The organism is Klebsiella sp. LTGPAF-6F, assembly GCF_001753185.1.
In the GTDB taxonomy this organism is placed as follows: domain Bacteria; phylum Pseudomonadota; class Gammaproteobacteria; order Enterobacterales; family Enterobacteriaceae; genus Klebsiella; species Klebsiella michiganensis.
The window spans coordinates 424,899-442,733 of record NZ_CP017451.1 but is presented as its reverse complement, the minus strand read 5'-3'; the positions used below and the strand labels follow the sequence as shown (position 1 = coordinate 442,733).

The window sequence follows — 17,835 nt, the reverse complement described above, 5'->3', positions numbered from 1 at the left end:
GTGTCTTTACTCTGCGTATGCTGCCGGATATGAATAACATTCTGGCGCATATCCACTAACATCGGCTAACACATGCCACGGTCGTCTGGGGGTATCGGGTTGAAAATGGTGGAGGCACTGGTCAATCTGGGGCTCAGGGTGACATTGTTGGTGTTGGGTGCCAAAGTGATGACCCCACTTGATGCCGAGATGATTGCCGTATTACACCAGGAGCTCCGGCAGAAGGGCGTCAATTTGCGTTTGCAATCGGGTATGGGAGCGATTACGCAGGTGGGTGATACCCAGCTTTTACAGCTCAGTTTGAATACGGGCGAGGTGTTGGCGACGGGGATGGTGTTGCTGGCTATTGGTGTAAAACCAGATACGCAATTAGCCAGAAGTGCCTGGTTGGTGCCCGGTACGACAAGGCAGAGGTCCATCTCAATGAGCAATCACAGCAGGACTTACAGAATCTCGAAAAAATTATCTTCGGAGACAGTTAGCACTCGGTCCGGTCGGTCTTTGATCGGGCCACTGCAATATAAAAAACCGCCTTACGTACAATATTTTCACTTTCCCAAACGGAGCCCATGATTAACAGTTAGTTCAGAGCCTAGGGTTACCTGAGTCAAGGGCTTCACAGTGCATAAAATCATTTTAATGCCTTACATTTTACGTTTCATTAGCGGCTCGCTGTAAGGAAAAAAGCTGGCTGACAGGTTCTTTTTTCTGACTTATACTATTGTCAAGGTGATGGCGTTCCACCTTTCCCAACCGCCCCGTCCGGGGCTGATGACGCCTGATATGACTCTTGAATTTCAGGAGGTATGTCAGGCCGTTCATAAATCCTTCTGGCCTGTATACTTCCCTTAACGGGGATACATCTTTGATTAATGTTTTTGGTCATCTCAATCCTGACAGTGATGCCATCTGTACCGCCGCTGTCACAGCTGACTGGCTTTCCCGACAGGGCCGTCCTTCCCGTGCGTGGAGGAACGGTGAAGCGAACCCGGAAACCCGCTATATTTTTGAAACAGCCGGTATCCCCCTGCCCCCCCTTCTCGATTTCCCCCTGAAAAGGGAACGGGTATGGCTGGTCGATTTTACCGAACCGGCGCAGGGGCCTGCTGACCTTCCTGAGAGTAATATCATCGGAATTATCGATCATCACCGGCTGGGAGGTCTGGCCACCTTACTGCCGCTGGAGGTCTGGATAAAACCGGCAGGTAGCAGCGCAACAGTACTCTGGTTGCTGATGGATGCAGAAATGCGCCGCACCATGCCCCCGACTCTCGGCATCCTGCTTCTTGGTGCGCTGCTCAGCGACACGGTAAACCTGCATTCACCCACCACGACGGAAGACGATATCCGGACAGCCGCTGAGCTTTTCGTGCTGTCGGGAATAAAACACAAAGCTTTTGTTCACGGCCTTATGGCCGCTAAAACCGATATCACCGGACAGACGGCCGGTCAGATTCTGAATAAAGATCTTAAGACTTTTTCGCTCGCAGGCACAGATGTGCGTATTGCCCAACTGGAGGTGAGCTCACCTGATCAGGTCGCTCCTTTACTGGAGGAACTGCGGAATACGATGGCGCAGATGGTGGTAAATACGGGAGCCGGGCTGATCGTGCTGATGGTAACCGATATCAATAAGTGTTTTTCAACACTCTATTTCGCCGGACCGGAGAGCGGTAATGCCACATCATGCTCCTTACCGGGCATGGTCAGCCGCAAGAAACAACTTCTGCCCTGGCTCGAACATTTCCTCAGGCAAGGCCGGAGACAGCTATGAAAATCTATACTCACGCACTTGTTCTGGTTCAGGGGAAAGAGGATGGCGTTCCCCTTCTCGCACTGGCGGCGGCTCTGTCCCGTCTGCTTGAGATGAAAATCACGCTTGCCCATATCTGTAACGACTACCGGGAGATGAACTATGTCTCGGACAGCCTGATGGACGATGCCGTCTCCAGGGATGTTGTCCAGGCGAAGGCGCTGCTCAGTGAGCTGACATCCTCGGTGGATGAGCACGTTGACGCCCGTGAGCTGGTCACCATGCGGCGTTTCGAGGATATACAGAAATGCATCACCGATACCGGTGCGGATCTTGTGATTGCAGGTCACCGTAACCGGTTTATGGGCACGCTGACCTCACGTTCAGCTGAATACGTTAACCACCTGAACGTGGATGTTCTGATTAAACACATTTACGACTGAGTTACAGGAGATTGCCATGAATTTTATACTGGAAAAAGTCACCGCTCGCGAAATACTTGATTCCCGCGGTAACCCCACTGTAGAGGTGGATGCCTGGACTTCTGACGGGCTGATGGCTCGTGCATCAGTGCCCTCCGGGGCCAGTACCGGTTCGCGGGAGGCAACTGAGCGCCGCGATGGTGACCCGGGGCGTTTTGGTGGCAAAGGGGTGCTTGATGCTGTTAAGGCCGTCAATACTGAAATCTGTGATGCCATCAGGGGAGCCGATGTGCGGGAGCAGCGGCGGCTGGATAATATTATGCGGGAGCTTGACGGCACGGAGAACAAAAGCCGGCTCGGCGCCAATGCCATTCTGGGTGTATCGCTGGCAGTAGCGAGACTGGCTGCACAGGTCACCCGTCAGCCACTGTACCGCTATCTTGGGGGGCTTAATGCCGGTCTTCTGCCCGTTCCGTGCATGAATATTATTAATGGTGGCGTTCATGCCCGGGGTCAGGGCGCTGACTTTCAGGAGTTCATGATAGCACCGCACGGTGCATCAACGCTCACTGAGGCGGTTCGTCAGGGCAGTGAAGTCTATCAGGCCCTGCGTCAGATCCTTGTGTCAAGGGATCTCTCTGCTGCGGTGGGTGATGAAGGCGGATTTGCCCCTGCCGTCTCATCAAACAGAGAGCCTCTGGAATTCATCGTTCAGGCCATTGAAAAAGCCGGTTACCGTCCGGGGGAAGACATCAGTATCTGTATGGACCCGGCTTCCAGCGAATTTTATCGTGACGGGAAATATCATCTTCGCACCGAAAACAGCGCCCTGAGTGCTGAAGAGATGACGGATTATTACGGGGAACTGATGAACCAGTTCCCCGTAATTCTGCTTGAAGACGGACTCGCAGAGGATGACTGGACTGGCTGGAAATATCTGCACGACAAACTGGGCGGGCGTGCTGAACTGGTCGGTGATGACCTGTTCGTGACCAATGTGAAGTATATCCGCCGTGGCATTGAGGAAAACCTTGCCAGCGCAGCCCTCATTAAACTTAATCAGATAGGCACGCTCAGCGAGACATTTGACGCAGTTTCACTGTGTCATGAAAACGGATGGGGGGCTTTTATTTCGCACCGCAGCGGTGAAACCATGGACACGTTTATCGCCGATATGACGGTGGCGCTGCGTGCGGGACACCTTAAAACCGGCGCACCCTGCCGCGGAGAACGAATTGAAAAATACAATCAGCTTATGCGCATCGAGCAGGAGCTGGGCAACGAAGCCCGGTATGCAGGTATAAACGCCTTTGTTCGTCATCTCTGACGGGCATATCACGGACATCAGAGCAGCGTATACCGGATGAGTCCGGTATACGCCTTAATTCTTCTTAGGTGGGGTACGCAGCATTGAGTCAGCTGGCAGCAATTATGATTGGTGGGGCCGTGGGATGTATTATCCGCTGGTTTTTTGGGATGAAATTCAACAGTTTCTTCCCGTCTCTTCCACCCGGAACCCTGGTAGTGAATTTGCTGGGAGCATTTATCATTGGTGGCGCAATGGCATATTTCATTCGTCATCCTCACGTAGATCCGGCCTGGAAACTGCTGATCGTCACCGGTCTGTGTGGGGGGCTGACTACCTTTTCAACATTTTCTGTCGAGGTTTTCACCTTATTGCAGGCAGGAAATTACACGTGGGCTTTCACCTCCGTACTGGTGCACGTGATGGGATCGCTGCTGATGACCGCGGCGGGTTTTTATCTGATAGCGTGTCTTATATGATTCTCAGGTACCAGGCAAAACTAACCTCCAGGCATAATCAAGCACATAATTAATGGTGTACCCTGAGAACAACTGTGCCGGTGAAGGGCTTTGGAGGCAATGCCGGTAATCCGGCTAAAGACAATTACAGTCCGCGACATTTACCTGGGCAGACATTCAGCTACTCAAACAGAGGTGGGTTTACGGAACCCCTCCTCTGTGAGCCCCTAACGCTGACACCGCAGGTACCCTGACATACTATATACTGCGCTGATTAACTCTCGCAGAAAGTGCCTCTGCACTTTCCTTACGTTCACTGTAGCGGTCAACCAGGCAGGCCGTTCTTCCCCGGGTAAGCAACGTAAACTTCATCAGCTCTTCCATCACATCCACGATCCTGTCGTAATAGGCTGAGGGCTTCATCCTGCCTTCTTCATCAAATTCCTGCCAGGCTTTGGCGACTGATGACTGATTCGGGATGGTGATCATTCGCATCCAGCGGCCAAGAATACGCATCTGGTTTACCGCATTAAAAGACTGGGAGCCACCGCTGACCTGCATCACCGCCAGCGTTTTCCCCTGGGAAGGGCGTACAGCTCCTTCGCTCAGTGGGATCCAGTCTATCTGTGCTTTCATAATCCCGGTCATTGCCCCATGACGTTCAGGGGAACACCACACCATCCCTTCCGACCATCGCACCAGTTCACGGAGCTCGGCAACTTTCGGGTGGGTATCCGGAGCATCATCTGGCAGGGGAAGCCCTGACGGATTAAAAATACGGACTTCAGCCCCCATGGCGGTGAGCAGGCGTGCGCCTTCCTCCGTCGCCAGGCGGCTGTAAGAACGTTCACGTACAGATCCATACAGCATCAAAATACGCGGTGCATGCACTGGGGTTTCAGATACAGGGTTATCAGTGAAATCCGGCACGCTGAAAATGTGAGGGATGATATTTGGCAGGCTGTCATTCAATTTGTTCATTGCAGACTTTACTCACGGGTTGATGTAACTGTTGAAACACTGGCTGCGCTGCCCATGCAACACTCATCCAGCAAAAATCCGACAATCTGGCTCAGTTGTTCATACTGTGGCTGGCAGTACAGAGTGCGCCCCTGCCTTTCCTGGCGTATAAGCCCCACAGACAACAGGGCAGACAGGTGATGGCTTAGCGTCGACGCCGGGATATCGAGACGCTTTTGTAACTCCCCGACAGGCAAGCCTGTATATCCAAATTTAACCAGTTCCTTGAAGATGCCGAGCCGGGTCGGATGACCCAGCTCCTTCAGTGCATCTGCCGCCTTAACAATATCCATAACACCTCCTTAAATCTGTATTTCCAGAATAATGGAATTTTAAAATATAGCAATCCTGTAAATCTGACAGCAGTAATGTCCAGGGGCGCATTTACGGGCTGTTCAGAAAAAGAGATAAGCTGTGTAGCCAGCCATTATCGCCATCGAAATAATGACCAGCACGAATGCTGCCAGCAGCCTGAACCTGAAAAGGGCGCGCAACAGGATCAGTTCCGTCAGGCTGGCACCTGCACTGCCGATGATAAGGGCCAGAACCGTTCCGGCCCCCACCCCTTTGGCCAGTAATGCAGCCGCCAGAGGAATAACCGCTTCAGCCCGGATATAAAGGGGCACACCAATAATCGCCGCAGCAGGAATGGCAAAAGGATTTGCCGGTCCGGCATACTGTTCAAGTAACGTCGTGGGCAGGTAACCATAAATTATACTTCCGATAGCTATCCCGGCGATCAGGTAGGGGAAAACACCTCTGAAGTCAGCCCAGGTATCACGCCATAAGCCTCTGTAACGGCGGGGTAAGGCATTAACGTCAGATTGCGGTTTACAACAATTTTCCGGTACAGCTCTCGTCATGTCAGCCTGACGGGAGTGGTTTCCGGACAGGTGTTCGCCACAGCAGGGACTTTTACTGCTCACAGTACTGCCGCGTTTAATTGTCTGGCTGGAAGCCCTCCCCTCATGTACCCCGCTGCGTATGTATTTATCAAAACCCAGAATCTGCAGTAACCATCCCGCAATTAGTGATACCAGAAGCGCGGCGCCGGCATAAATCAGCGTCAGGCTTAACCCAAATGTCGCGGCCATCAGGGCAATAATGACCGGGTTCAGTAGAGGAGATGCAAAGAGAAAGACCATCATAGGGCCAAATCCGGCGCGCGCGCGGATGAGTCCCTTCAGCACAGGAATGGTTGAGCAACTGCAAAACGGCGTGATAGCCCCCAGGCCCGCCGCCAGAAAATAGCTTCTGAAGCGGCCAGCACTGAGTAATGCCTCGATACGTGCCGGCGGAACATGCCTTTGCAGTACACCAACGAGTAAACTGATGAGTAAAAATAAAGCCGACAGTTCGACGGCGAGTAAGGCAAACATGCCGGCGACATCCTGCAGTTCTGCGGACATATAACCCTCCTGTATTTCCGGATGTATCGAATATTAAGCAAGGGTAATACAAACAACCATTACTGTAAATCATATTTCTGGAAACATAGAAATGTAAAGCAGGAAAAGAGAGGGGTCACTGGTATATCGCCTGTGATCTTGACGCCGGAACAAAGTGCAGTGTCCGGCTTGCCGGGCATTTGAAAGACACATATCACGCCCCCGGACCATCAGGGGACAGGTTTGCCCCTGATGGATACGTTTCGACTGGCAGGGCAGTCTGACCATTATGCCGTTGTTACTGGTAGCCGTATCGCCTGTTAAGATAACTGACCTGCACCGGAGAAGTCAGTGATTTTGGCCTGATTAGCTGGACCTGTTTTTTCACCTGAGCAGGCAGATACCCTGACTCGAGCATCAGGATAGCGGCCATCATCCCTGTCCGGCCAGAACCTCCATGACAATGGATAACCATCGTTCCGCCAGACCTGACGATCGCCAGCAGATTCGTTTTTTCCCGGGCAAATGCCTGTTCAAATGGGGCTTCAGGTGCACAGCTGTCTTCTACGGGGAGGTGAAACCAGTCCATATAAAAGTCAGCGCACAGTGACGGGAGGGCATCAGCCTCATTTTCACTGAGTTCAGCCAGCGTCATCATGGTGATAACAGCCTGTGCCCCGGCTTCTTTTAATGATTTCAATGAATTAGCAAGTGGCACCCCTCTGGTTCCCGGACAGGGGGTAAATATCAGCCTGGCGCCATTGTCCAGGGTGAGAATATCAAACGGGTGAAACATCAATAAAGGCTCCATGCTAATGGTTTATTAATCTTCGACGTTATGCCGTTACCTTATCCGTGCTGTTTGTATCAGCCGGGATAACGTTTTCAGGGCGCAGTCAGGGTTTGTAAGGAAGGGAGACCGATCGGTTACGGTTTATTGTTCGTCAGATCAGGTATGTCCCATTGCCTGCAGCTGATGCTGTAATGAAATCCGGTCGATTTTATCCAGGGGAAGGCTCAGAAACAGCCGGATGCGCGTGGCTATCTGTTTTTCAACCTCCACAAAGGCGTGGTACTTCTCCTTATCGGTACCCTCTGCTGAAGCTGGATCCCGGAACCCCCAGTGAGCTGTTATGGGGCCGCCCGGGAACACCGGACATCCTTCTCCCGCCATCTTGTCACACAGCGTAAAAATGAAATCCATTTGCGGAGCATCCGGATGCTGAAAGTTTTGCAGATGTTTGCTTTTCAGGAATTCAGTACTGAATCCCTGATCGTTAAGCACCCTGAGCGTCAGCGGGTGAGGTGAACTTGCCGGTTGAGTACCGGCGCTGAATGCCCGGAATTTTCCCCCGCCGAGCTGGTTCATCAGCACTTCAGCAAACAGGCTTCGTGCCGAATTCCCGGAACACAGGAACAGGACATTGTATGTTTTACTCATCATCGCGGCTTACCTTATGTCAGGCCGGAAAGGTATGATCGGGCCGCTCAGGTGCTGACAGCCCGACCGCTGGGATTACTTCGCGACACGCTGCCCCTGGGCATCAATCACCTGTTCGCCGTCCTCTTTGCTGAACGCTCCCTTTTGTGCATCCGGCAGAATATCCAGCACCACTTCAGACGGACGGCACAGCCGGGTACCCACAGGTGTGACCACAACAGGACGATTGATCAGGATGGGATGCTGCAGCATAAAATCAATCAGCTCATCGTCACTCCATTTATCCTCTGCCAGGCCCAGTTGCTCATAAGGCTCCACATTTTTTCGCAGCAGGGCACGCACGCTGATCCCCATATCAGCGATGAGCCTGACCAGCTCAGCACGCGCTGGCGGTGTCTCAAGGTATAAAATGACCGTGGGTTCCACACCACTGTTGCGGATCAGCTCGAGGGTATTACGGGACGTACCGCAGGCCGGGTTATGATAAATCGTAATTGCGCTCATAAATCACTCTCTTCAGGTTTGACGGGCACAGGTCCGTGACGACCGGAGCCAGGTTAATCACAACGAAACGGATAAACGTAATACCAGGGCAACAAGCGTCACAAACAGCACGGGCAGGGTCATTACAATGCCGACCCGGAAGTAATATCCCCAGGAGATCCGGATATCTTTCTGCGCCAGTACATGTAGCCACAGCAGGGTGGCCAGACTGCCGATAGGGGTGATTTTGGGTCCCAGATCGCTGCCAATAACATTGGCGTAAATCATGGCCTCTTTAATCACCCCGGTCGCCGTGCTGCCATCAATAGACAGTGCTCCCACCAGGACGGTTGGCATGTTATTCATGATCGAGGAGAGGAAGGCGGTCAGGAAGCCCGTGCCCAGCGTGGCCATCCACAGCCCCTGGCTGGCAAACTGATTAAGTACGGCTGACAGGTAGTCAGTCAGTCCGGCATTACGCAGCCCGTAGACCACCAGGTACATACCCAGGGAGAAAATCACAATCTGCCAGGGGGCTCCGCGAAGCACCTTTCCGGTATTAATCGCATGTCCTTTTTTGGCGACAAGAAACAGAATAAGTGCCCCGGCAGCAGCAACTGCGCTGACGGGGATCCCCAGAGGTTCAAGACCAAAGAACCCGATCAGCAATAGAGCCAGTACGCCCCAGCCTGTCCGGAAGGTGTTCAGATCGCGGATAGCTTCTTCAGGTGCTTTCAGACGGGAGATTTCATAGGTTGCAGGAATATCCTTGCGGAAATACAGATGCAGCATCACCAGTGTGGCAATGATGGCAGCGATATCAACCGGCACCATAACTGACGCGTATTCATTGAACCCGAGTTTAAAGAAATCTGCCGAGACGATGTTTACCAGGTTCGAAACGATGAGCGGCAGGCTGGCTGAGTCCGCGATAAACCCTGCTGCCATGACGAACGCCAGCGTTGTGCCTTTACTGAATCCCAGAGCGAGTAGCATGGCAATTACGATAGGTGTCAGGATCAGCGCCGCTCCGTCGTTGGCAAACAGGGCCGCTACCGCAGCACCCAGTAAAATAATCCAGGTAAACAACCAGCGTCCGCGCCCGTTTCCCCAGCGTGCGACGTGCAGAGCAGCCCATTCAAAGAAACCCGATTCGTCGAGTAACAGACTGATGATAATGACCGCAATGAATGTTGCCGTCGCATTCCAGACGATATGCCAGACGGTCGGAATATCACCGACGTGAACCACGCCTGAAATCAGTGCAAGTGCGGCGCCGAGCATCGCACTCCAGCCAATTCCCAGTCCGCGGGGTTGCCAGATGACCAGTACAATGGTCAGAATAAAAATAGCTGCAGCCAGCCACATAAAACCTCCTGTCGGGCAGAACGATACCCGCCCTTCTTTATTATTTTTCCGCCTGACGGATCAGACGTTGCAGTTGCTCAATACCCGTCGGCGCTTCCTGTTGCAGAGGGATCAGCGCCATACGAGAGGCCAGCTCGGTCCTGACCTTATTGATTTGAGTAGCTTCGTGTGCGGCCCTCGTCAATAACAGCGGTGAAGTTGTCTCTGTTGCGACCAGACTGTTATTGATGAGCCATGCCCAGGGTTCAATCCCGGCCCGGCGCAAATCCTCCTGTAAACCGGCAGCTTCCAGAACTGGGGTAGTTTCAGGCAGGGTAACGAGCATAATTTTGGTCCGCTCAGGATCCTGCAACTGCATCATTGGTGTCAGATAATGTCCCTTATCTCCCATCCGTTTGGCCACTTCACGATGGTAGGCACCCGTCGCATCAAGCAGCAACAGGGTATGGCCCGTCGGGGCTGTATCCATGACCACAAAACGCTTCCCGGCTTCCCTGATCACACGGGAAAACGCCTGGAACACGGCAATTTCTTCCGTACAGGGAGAGCGTAAATCTTCTTCCAGTAACGCGCGTCCCTGTGTGTCCAGAGCATTTCCTTTCGTGGCAAGAACATGTTCCCGGTAGCGCTCTGTCTCCGTATGCGGATCGATACGACTGACCTGGAGATTATGGCATTGTCCGTTCAGGGTGTTTTCAAGGTGAGCTGCGGGATCGGAGGTGGTCAGGTGAACATCAAACCCTTTGTCTGCAAGCGCCACGGCGACAGCAGCGGCCAGAGTGGTCTTTCCCACGCCCCCTTTGCCCATCAACATCACCAGACCATGTCCGTCCCTGGCAATATCATCAACCAGCGTTTCAAGGGACGGTGCAGAGATGACCTCAGAGCGTGATATCGCATCAGCTGATACACATGGGATGTTATCTTTGTCCAGCAGACGCCGAAGTGCCTTCACTCCAACCAGATTTTCCTGCTGCAGGCTTAACCTGTCAGTCGGTAGTGCGGTAAGTACCGGCGGCATTCCGGAAAGAATACGTTGTTCTCGCTGGTACAACGCACTGGCAAGATTGTCCTGTGAGGCTTCTCCGGCCGGCATCATCCCGTTTATCACCAGGTACTGGTGCTTAAGACCGACATGCAGCAGTTCATCATGCGTGCGGGCGACTTCAGCCAGCGTTGACTGCTGAGCGCGGGCGACCAGAATTATCCGTGTCTTTTCCCCGTCTGCCAGTACCGATAAGGCGTGCGAGTAGCGTTCTCGTTGTTTTTCCAGTCCGGCCAGCGGACCAAGGCAGGACGCACCGTCAGGATTTGTCTCGATAAAACTGCTCCAGGCTCCCGGCAGCTGGAGCAGGCGAATGGTGTGTCCTGTAGGGGCGGTATCAAAAATCACATGGTCAAAATCATTCAGTAACGCGTCATCGGTCAGCAGGCCGGTGAACTCATCAAAGGCAGCAATTTCTGTTGTGCAGGCACCGGATAACTGTTCTTCAATGCTGCGCACCACCTCTTCGGGAAGAACGCCTCTAACCGGATCAACGATGCGGGAACGATATTGTTGTGCAGCCGCCTGCGGATCGATCTCAAGCGCTGTGATTCCAGGGACGGCAGAGATGACCGTCAGGGTATTACCGATCTGCTGCCCGAAAACCTGCCCCACATTTGACGCCGGATCGGTACTGACCAGCAGGATACGTTTTCCCTCATCAGCAAGACGAATAGCCGTTGCGCAGGAAAGCGAGGTTTTTCCGACCCCGCCTTTCCCGGTAAAAAAGAGAAACTTCGGAATACTGTTCAGATAGTTCACGATGGGCTCCTGTCCGGCTGAGTTCAGCAACATGAAGTGTTGCCGCCGCAGCAGCTTTTTACCGGAGCTCTACCAGCTTTCTCCTCAACAATCCCAAACCAGCGAACCAGGTCCTGGCGCGTCGGATAGCGCCCGGACAGGACGAACTCGCCATCCAGCAGAATCAATGGCAGGCTTTCAGCGCCGGAGCGTTCAAGAAAGGCTTTAACTGTCGGATTCTCAGCAAACGCCATCGGTTGCTGTGACAGATTAAAGCGTTCCACCGAAACACCCTGCTGTTTCAGCCATGTCACGTCTGCGGAAAATGACACTAAAGTCTGATCAACTTCCGTACCGCACACACCAGAACTGCAGCAAAGTGCCGGGTCATATACTGACAGTGTTTTCATTATCTCTATTCCTTCAGGTTTAAGTTAAAAAATGGTCTCACCGATCCGGTTCAGTTCAGCCTGAAGACGCTCTTCAGGGCCGGAAATGACTGATGACGGAAGCGACAGAAAAGCTTCAATCCGGTGATGAAGAATTTGCCAGGCCTTTTCGAAAGCAGCGTCGATTTCCTGATCACTCCCGGTAGCCTTATCAGGATCCTCCACTCCCCAGTGTGCCCTGACTGCCGGAGCAAGATACGCAGGACAGGTTTCACCAGCCGCATTACCGCACACCGTGATCACCACATCAGGTGTCACCGGGAGGTTGTCCCACGATTTACTGTAGTACCCATCCGTGGGTATCTCTTTGATTCTGAGAAGAGCCAGGGAACGGGGATGGACTTCACCTTTTGGCTGGCTGCCGGCGCTGAATGCATGATGCTCTTTCGGTGAAAGCGCATTAAATGTTGCTTCGGCCAGGATGGAGCGGCAGGAATTACCGGTACACAAAAATAGTATATTCATAATGCCACCCTATAAATTCGTTAAATCATATATGTACTAATGGATTTTTATATCTGTTAAAGACACACCGCTCTGCCACCGGTTGTGGAACTGTTACGGGCAACCCGTCTGACCAGAAGCGCAATTTCCTCTTCCTGGCTCAAATAAGCCTGCTCAATGACTGCCGCCGCCCAGGCGGGCATGTGCGCTGAAAGCCGATAGTGGATCCATTTACCCTCACGGCGGTCAATAAGCAGCCCACTTTCCCGTAGCATGGAAAGGTGGCGGGATATCTTGGGCTGAGATTCCTCCAGCGTTCCGCAAAGCTCGCAAACACAGAGTTCTCCTGACGCTCTCAGCAACAGCACGATTTTCAGGCGAGTTTCATCCGAGAGATTTTTGAAAAGCTGAAGCGCGGTGATTGGGGACATAAATACTCCATGGTTTCGTTCGGCTTCATCTTAGTCCTCTCTGAATTCATGTCAACAACACATTCGAAAAATCGAATATTACAATCTATAATTATGATGCTGAGTAAAGGGGGTTAACATGCGTATCGAAAAAGTCATTAGCTGGCTTATCAGGCAGATTCCGGACCGCTTTTTTGACGTTTTATCCGGAACCGAATGCGCGGAAATTGATGGTATTGCGCATGACGGTTTACTGCATGATACTGAACACAAGACAGCATACCCTGTTGCAGGAAGAGGTTTCCGAAAGGTGGATAACTGATCGGATGCTATCAGTCCATCACATCATCATGGCACCGACAGTTCCCGGACCCCATCCCCGACAGCATCAGAACCAATATCCTCCCGCTATGCGGTGTATTTAACGAGAGAGTCATAAATGGAGCAACTGAACGGCACGCCGCCTTGCCTTATGAAGGCGTGGAAGAAGCATGAACACGAACTTCTTTGCTGGTTACTCAGACAAGTGGGTAATGAGGCTGATGCTGATGATCTGATACAGGAAACCTTTCTCCGGGCAATACGACAACAGGGGAAATTCTGTGCCATCGTGAATGCCAGAGCCTGGCTGTTTGAGGTTGCCCGGCATCTGCTTATTGATAAAAGCCGCCAGCAGCGTCCATTTATGCCTCTCCACGATGATTTATCATTGCCGGATAATACGCCTGAAACTGTCGACTCACTGGCTGGTTGTCTGCCCCGCATCCTGGATAAAATGGCAGAGTCTGATCGGATTATCCTTACGCTCTGTGATCTTGAGGGGATGAAACAGGCTGATTTTGCAGACCGAAATGGTCTGACACTTGCGGCAACCAAATCGCGTTTATCCCGGGCGAGGGATAGGCTGCATAGGAAACTTTCCAGCAATTGCCAGATCAGACTGGATGAGTATGGTCGGGTATGTTGTTTCACTCCCAAGTAAAGAATCTGTTTCCCCTTCTGGGGTTACCGATAAGCTATTGCAGTGAAATCCTGTTCAATAACATTTCTCAGCAAATGAAATAAATCGAAAAAAACTGCATCCTTTTCTGTCAAACAGCGTCTTCCCGAAAAACAACCGTCGTGAGGCCTGTCCGTTATGTTCCAGATTTTCACTGATTTTGCCACCTGGCTGGTCTATGAATGCCTTAGTCTGAGTCCTGCAACCAAACTCGGGGAGGCGATCCACTTTTTTGTCGAAGACGTGAGCAAAATTTTCGTTCTCTTGCTGGTCATGATCTACTTTGTGGCCATACTACGGGCCTCGCTGGATATTGAGAGGGTAAGAAACTATCTTGCAGGTAAGCACCGTGGAATGGGGTATTTACTGGGCTCCTGCTTTGGCGCCGTTACTCCGTTCTGTTCCTGCTCAAGTATCCCGGTATTTCTGGGGTTTACTTCGGCTGGTATCCCCCTCGGGATTACCATGGCCTTTCTCATCACATCCCCCCTTATCAATGAAGTCGCCGTCCTGCTTCTGGTCAGCCTGCTCGGATGGAAGTTCACGCTCATTTATATTGCTGTCGGAATGGCTGTTGGTATGGCTGGCGGTGCTTTTCTTGATCGGATTAAGGCCGAACGCTGGTTAGCCGATTTTGCCGCCGATGCCCTCAGAGACGGGCAGCAACATCAAACTGATGAGATCCGACAATCTACCATGGCACCGCATATGCCTCTCTCAAAGCGACATGCCTTTGCTAAAGAGGAAACTCTCACCATTTTTAAGCGTGTCTGGCTCTGGGTCATTCTCGGAGTAGGACTTGGTGCGGCATTGCATGGATTTGTGCCCGACGGATGGATCGCGTCGCATCTCGGTGCCGGTCAGTGGTGGACTGTCCCTGTAGCTGTGCTGGTTGGCATACCTCTCTATTCCAATGCTACCGGTGTGATCCCTGTGATGGAGAGTCTGATCACGAACGGCCTGCCAGTGGGGACAACTCTGGCTTTTTGCATGAGCACTGTGGCTGCCAGCTTTCCTGAGTTCATTCTGCTCAAACAGGTGATGAAGTGGCAATTACTGTGCACCCTGCTGTTGCTGTTGTTGACCTCTTTCACACTGGTTGGCTGGATTTTTAACGTTGTATTCCCGTTAATTCCCTGAAGAGGATTATAAAATGAAGCATGTAAAAGTACTGGGTACAGGCTGTTCCGGTTGTAAAACAACCATCCGGCTTATCCAGCAGGTGGCTGATGAGAGAGGCGTCGCTATTCAGCTTGAAAAAGTGGAGTCACTGTCTGAAATAATGAAACACAAAGTGATGGCGACCCCGGGAGCCTGTACACCATTCTGTGTAAATGCCTTTTCTCAGAAGTGACCGCTCAGGCGGTCACCGAACTCGATGATAAAACGGCTCATTGCCATGCGCCAGTCCCTCAGCGGCATCGTCCATTTTTGTGAGGCGGCCTGGATTGCCAGCCACACGACCTTTTTCACTGACTCATCCGTCGGGAACACCTTGCGCTTTTTGATCGCATGCCTGATCACGCTGTTCAGTGACTCAATGGCGTTGGTCGTGTAGATGACTTTGCGGATATCTGCCGGGTAGGCGAAGAACGTCGCAAGGTTCACCCAGTTTGCCGTCCAGCTCCGGCTTATCTGCGGATAGCGGCTGTCCCAGGCGCTGGCGAACGCTTCCAGCGCCTGCAGACCTGCTTCTTCCGTCGGCGCCTGGTAAATCGCCTTCAAATCGCGGGTAACGGCCTTGTAATCTTTCCAGGAGACGAACCGCAGGCTGTTGCGCACCATATGTACGATGCACAGCTGGATGCGGGCCTCCGGATATACCGCGTTTATGGCGTCCGGGAAGCCTTTCAGTCCGTCGACACAGGCGATGAGGATGTCGTTCAGGCCGCGATTCTTCAGTTCTGTCAGCACATTCAGCCAGAACTTCGCGCCTTCATTTTCGGCCAGCCACATACCCAGCAGTTCCTTCTGGCCTTCGATGTTGATGCCCAACGCCAGGAACACGGATTTATTGATGACGCGACTGTCCTGCCGGACCTTAAGGACAATACAGTCAAGGTAAACAATAGGATAGATTGCATCCAGTGGCCGGTTTTGCCACTCAACAACCTGCTCCATGACGGCGTCAGTGACTTTTGAGACCAGCGCTGGCGAGACATCCGCGTCGTACATCTCTTTGAATGCAGTCGCTATCTCGCGGGTGGTCATCCCTTTGGCGTACAGGGATAAAATCTGATTATCCATCCCGGTGATGCGGGTCTGGTTTTTCTTCAGCAACTGAGGCTCAAAGGTGGCTTCGCGATCCCGGGGAGTACGCAGTTCAAGTGGACCATCCGCAGTCGCTACGGTCTTTGTTGAGTAGCCGTTGCGGGTATTGGAGCCCGGTTTAGGCTGATTTTTATCGTACCCCAGATGGTGAGACATCTCAGCATTGAGAGCCGCCTCAACGCTGATTTTCTTCAGCAGACGATCGAACTGGCTAAGATCGTCGGGAGTTTTGAGATTTTTGGCCAGTTCATTAGCCAGAGCCTGCAACTGTTTTTCGTCCATAAAGTAACCTGCCTTTGATGTTGAATTGAACATATCAAAATCAGGCAATTACACAAATTTATGTACAGGCTCGACCCCGGCGGTTGTCGTTGATAACATCGTTGTACATACCGGAGGAATACCATCAAGAGACATTATCGAAAGCTGGCTCTGACCTGCAGGCAGGGAAATAATTCCTGTTCGTTCATTGCCTGAAATATCAAGCTCTGATCTCTGTAGAGGACTCCCGGCAGCCCCTTTTTTAATGAAAAGTTCAGACCCAGAGATGAAGGTATACCTTCATCTCTGTCGCGGAGCTCCGCCACAGCAGGTAAAGTTAACACTCTGATATCTCACTTATCACAGCCAGTTCAGTCCCGTTTTTTGCTCTCTGACCGCTGGCCGTCTTACTGCAGTCCCTGTTCAGCCTTTAATTATCATATTCCTGACGCTTATTCGTTTAAAGTCTGAAACTTCGCTTCAAGCTCAAGTATTCTGAGACACATCTGCTCAATAAGTTCTGGTGTGATGGTTTTTTTAAAACGAGCGATGAGTTCAGCATCCGTGTCATCCATATATTTTATGGGTTTATCAAATGCAACCTGGCTAAGCCGGGCAAGCGCAAGAACTTCATCAATCATAAGGGTTTTCTGCATAATGTCGCCTTTTCTTCCCGACTCAGGGTTTTAATGCCAGTCTTGAATTAAGTTTTCCCGGAGTTTCCTCCGGGTTCCGACTTATCTGAGCATTAACAGCGGGACTCTGGTCTGTTCGAGCATCGCAGTTGTGTTACTGCCGATGAAAAAACGTCGCAGGGAAGAGTGCCCATATGCCCCCATGACAATCAAATCCACGCCGTTGTCTGCGGCGTAACGACAAAGCGCCTCCGTTACCGAGCGTCCTTCAGCTAACCGGGATATCGCACTGATGCCAGCGCACTGCAGACTACGCTTTGCCTCTTCGAGGGTATGAGCATCGCCGTTAACCATTACGATATGACATTCCAGGCTCTGCAGCAGAGGGCTGAGCGTCGGTCGACGCAGGTTTCTCCGGCTTTCCTCACTGCCATCAAACGCAAACATGACTCTTGAAGGTACAGAAAAAGTTTCAGGTACAATCATTACCGGCTTTTTCTGCAGGCGGATAATGCTCTCCAGATTGCTGCCAACCGGGTTCTGTGCTCCCCGGCGACCGAGCACCATCATACGAATACCTTTCAGGTCAGCCAGGATGATATCCAGTGCGCCATGTTTCTGAAGTTGCTGAACATCCGGGATACCGATCTGGCTGAGCAGTTCCGCGCATCCGGCAAGAATGGCGCGTCCCTGAGTCATCAGCAGGCGGTTACGCTCCCCTTCTATCCGGACAAGGTCCTGCGTCAGTTGCTCCCGGCTGTCAATACCGATAGCCCCCGTAAGGTCAGAAACTGCCGGTTGTTCATTTTTTTCAAGCACATGCAGCAGGGCAAGAGGAACGTCAAGCTTCCCGGCAACCCAGGCTGCATACTCACACACGGCGCGTGTTGATGACGATCCATCCACGCAGGCAATAACGGTGTTGTCCATAGCATTAAAT

General features: G+C 52.1%; 23 protein-coding genes and 1 riboswitch. Of the genes, 9 read left to right on the top strand and 14 right to left on the bottom strand.

What is annotated here, in order from left to right:
- Positions 1 to 105: 105 nt before the first annotated feature.
- From BJF97_RS35325 to crcB, 5 genes are all read left to right on the top strand, one after another.
- The gene (locus BJF97_RS35325) at positions 106 to 573 is read left to right on the top strand and encodes an NAD(P)/FAD-dependent oxidoreductase (protein ID WP_050593594.1); all 468 of its coding nucleotides are present in this window, start codon (positions 106 to 108) and stop codon (positions 571 to 573) included.
- Positions 574 to 719: 146 nt separating this feature from the next.
- A riboswitch (Fluoride riboswitch) is annotated at positions 720 to 788 on the top strand.
- A 77-nt stretch (positions 789 to 865) separates the two neighbouring features.
- The gene (locus BJF97_RS31145; protein ID WP_032951275.1) at positions 866 to 1,774 is read left to right on the top strand and encodes a DHHA2 domain-containing protein; all 909 of its coding nucleotides are present in this window, start codon (positions 866 to 868) and stop codon (positions 1,772 to 1,774) included.
- Positions 1,771 to 2,196 (top strand): universal stress protein, encoded by a 426-nt coding sequence (locus BJF97_RS31140; protein WP_009652877.1) that lies wholly within the window; start codon positions 1,771 to 1,773, stop codon positions 2,194 to 2,196. The genes BJF97_RS31145 and BJF97_RS31140 overlap by 4 nt, the downstream gene beginning before the upstream one ends.
- Positions 2,197 to 2,212: 16 nt before the next feature.
- Positions 2,213 to 3,502: a phosphopyruvate hydratase gene (eno, locus tag BJF97_RS31135; RefSeq protein WP_032951272.1), complete on the top strand. Its 1,290-nt coding sequence runs from the start codon at positions 2,213 to 2,215 to the stop codon at positions 3,500 to 3,502.
- Between the two features lie 104 nt (positions 3,503 to 3,606).
- Positions 3,607 to 3,960, top strand: coding sequence for a fluoride efflux transporter CrcB (crcB, locus tag BJF97_RS31130; protein WP_032951270.1), 354 nt, complete (start codon positions 3,607 to 3,609; stop codon positions 3,958 to 3,960).
- A gap of 237 nt (positions 3,961 to 4,197) precedes the next feature.
- Here the strand turns inward: crcB and arsH are convergent, their stop codons facing one another.
- From arsH to BJF97_RS31075, 11 genes are all read right to left on the bottom strand, one after another.
- Positions 4,198 to 4,920 carry an arsenical resistance protein ArsH gene (gene arsH, locus BJF97_RS31125; protein WP_032951268.1) on the bottom strand — a complete coding sequence of 241 codons (723 nt, stop codon included), beginning with the start codon at positions 4,918 to 4,920 and terminating at the stop codon, positions 4,198 to 4,200.
- Positions 4,921 to 4,928: 8 nt separating this feature from the next.
- On the bottom strand, positions 4,929 to 5,252 hold the full coding sequence (locus BJF97_RS31120) for an ArsR/SmtB family transcription factor (RefSeq protein ID WP_032951265.1): 324 nt from the start codon (positions 5,250 to 5,252) through the stop codon (positions 4,929 to 4,931).
- 102 nt (positions 5,253 to 5,354) lie between these two features.
- Positions 5,355 to 6,368 (bottom strand): permease, encoded by a 1,014-nt coding sequence (locus BJF97_RS31115; protein WP_032951263.1) that lies wholly within the window; start codon positions 6,366 to 6,368, stop codon positions 5,355 to 5,357.
- A 277-nt stretch (positions 6,369 to 6,645) separates the two neighbouring features.
- Positions 6,646 to 7,143 carry a phosphatase domain-containing putative toxin gene (locus BJF97_RS31110; RefSeq protein ID WP_025714560.1) on the bottom strand — a complete coding sequence of 166 codons (498 nt, stop codon included), beginning with the start codon at positions 7,141 to 7,143 and terminating at the stop codon, positions 6,646 to 6,648.
- 153 nt (positions 7,144 to 7,296) lie between these two features.
- Complete coding sequence (locus BJF97_RS31105; protein ID WP_032951261.1) at positions 7,297 to 7,791, bottom strand: arsenate reductase ArsC; 495 nt, start codon at positions 7,789 to 7,791, stop codon at positions 7,297 to 7,299.
- A 72-nt stretch (positions 7,792 to 7,863) separates the two neighbouring features.
- Positions 7,864 to 8,292 carry a glutaredoxin-dependent arsenate reductase gene (gene arsC, locus BJF97_RS31100; protein ID WP_025714558.1) on the bottom strand — a complete coding sequence of 143 codons (429 nt, stop codon included), beginning with the start codon at positions 8,290 to 8,292 and terminating at the stop codon, positions 7,864 to 7,866.
- 57 nt (positions 8,293 to 8,349) lie between these two features.
- A complete protein-coding gene (locus BJF97_RS31095) occupies positions 8,350 to 9,639 on the bottom strand; it encodes an arsenic transporter (RefSeq protein WP_032951259.1) in 1,290 nt (429 codons plus the stop codon).
- Between the two features lie 40 nt (positions 9,640 to 9,679).
- Positions 9,680 to 11,479 carry an arsenical pump-driving ATPase gene (arsA, locus tag BJF97_RS31090; RefSeq protein ID WP_191225709.1) on the bottom strand — a complete coding sequence of 600 codons (1,800 nt, stop codon included), beginning with the start codon at positions 11,477 to 11,479 and terminating at the stop codon, positions 9,680 to 9,682.
- Positions 11,470 to 11,835, bottom strand: coding sequence for an arsenite efflux transporter metallochaperone ArsD (arsD, locus tag BJF97_RS31085; RefSeq protein WP_032951256.1), 366 nt, complete (start codon positions 11,833 to 11,835; stop codon positions 11,470 to 11,472). Before arsD ends, arsA begins: the two co-directional genes overlap by 10 nt.
- 24 nt (positions 11,836 to 11,859) lie before the next feature.
- Positions 11,860 to 12,339: an arsenate reductase ArsC gene (locus BJF97_RS31080; protein WP_032951254.1), complete on the bottom strand. Its 480-nt coding sequence runs from the start codon at positions 12,337 to 12,339 to the stop codon at positions 11,860 to 11,862.
- A 56-nt stretch (positions 12,340 to 12,395) separates the two neighbouring features.
- Positions 12,396 to 12,749, bottom strand: a complete 354-nt coding sequence (locus BJF97_RS31075; RefSeq protein WP_025714553.1) for a metalloregulator ArsR/SmtB family transcription factor — start codon at positions 12,747 to 12,749, stop codon at positions 12,396 to 12,398.
- 118 nt (positions 12,750 to 12,867) lie between these two features.
- On the opposite strand from BJF97_RS31075, the gene BJF97_RS31070 reads away from it, so the two are divergent.
- From BJF97_RS31070 to BJF97_RS31055, 4 genes are all read left to right on the top strand, one after another.
- The gene (locus BJF97_RS31070; RefSeq protein ID WP_025714552.1) at positions 12,868 to 13,050 is read left to right on the top strand and encodes a hypothetical protein; all 183 of its coding nucleotides are present in this window, start codon (positions 12,868 to 12,870) and stop codon (positions 13,048 to 13,050) included.
- 117 nt (positions 13,051 to 13,167) lie between these two features.
- Entirely contained in the window at positions 13,168 to 13,710 is a 543-nt protein-coding gene (locus BJF97_RS31065) for a sigma-70 family RNA polymerase sigma factor (protein WP_032951250.1), read from the top strand.
- Between the two features lie 156 nt (positions 13,711 to 13,866).
- A complete protein-coding gene (locus tag BJF97_RS31060; protein ID WP_032951239.1) occupies positions 13,867 to 14,868 on the top strand; it encodes a permease in 1,002 nt (333 codons plus the stop codon).
- Positions 14,869 to 14,881: 13 nt separating this feature from the next.
- Entirely contained in the window at positions 14,882 to 15,082 is a 201-nt protein-coding gene (locus BJF97_RS31055) for a thioredoxin family protein (RefSeq protein ID WP_070083099.1), read from the top strand.
- On the opposite strand, the gene BJF97_RS31050 is transcribed toward BJF97_RS31055, so the two are convergent.
- From BJF97_RS31050 to BJF97_RS31040, 3 genes are all read right to left on the bottom strand, one after another.
- The gene (locus BJF97_RS31050; RefSeq protein WP_048213841.1) at positions 15,073 to 16,281 is read right to left on the bottom strand and encodes an IS256 family transposase; all 1,209 of its coding nucleotides are present in this window, start codon (positions 16,279 to 16,281) and stop codon (positions 15,073 to 15,075) included. The genes BJF97_RS31055 and BJF97_RS31050 overlap by 10 nt on opposite strands.
- Positions 16,282 to 16,712: 431 nt before the next feature.
- Positions 16,713 to 16,901 carry a hypothetical protein gene (locus BJF97_RS31045; protein WP_223226815.1) on the bottom strand — a complete coding sequence of 63 codons (189 nt, stop codon included), beginning with the start codon at positions 16,899 to 16,901 and terminating at the stop codon, positions 16,713 to 16,715.
- A gap of 96 nt (positions 16,902 to 16,997) precedes the next feature.
- Positions 16,998 to 17,825 (bottom strand): universal stress protein, encoded by an 828-nt coding sequence (locus BJF97_RS31040; RefSeq protein WP_032951234.1) that lies wholly within the window; start codon positions 17,823 to 17,825, stop codon positions 16,998 to 17,000.
- Between the last annotated feature and the right edge of the window lie 10 nt (positions 17,826 to 17,835).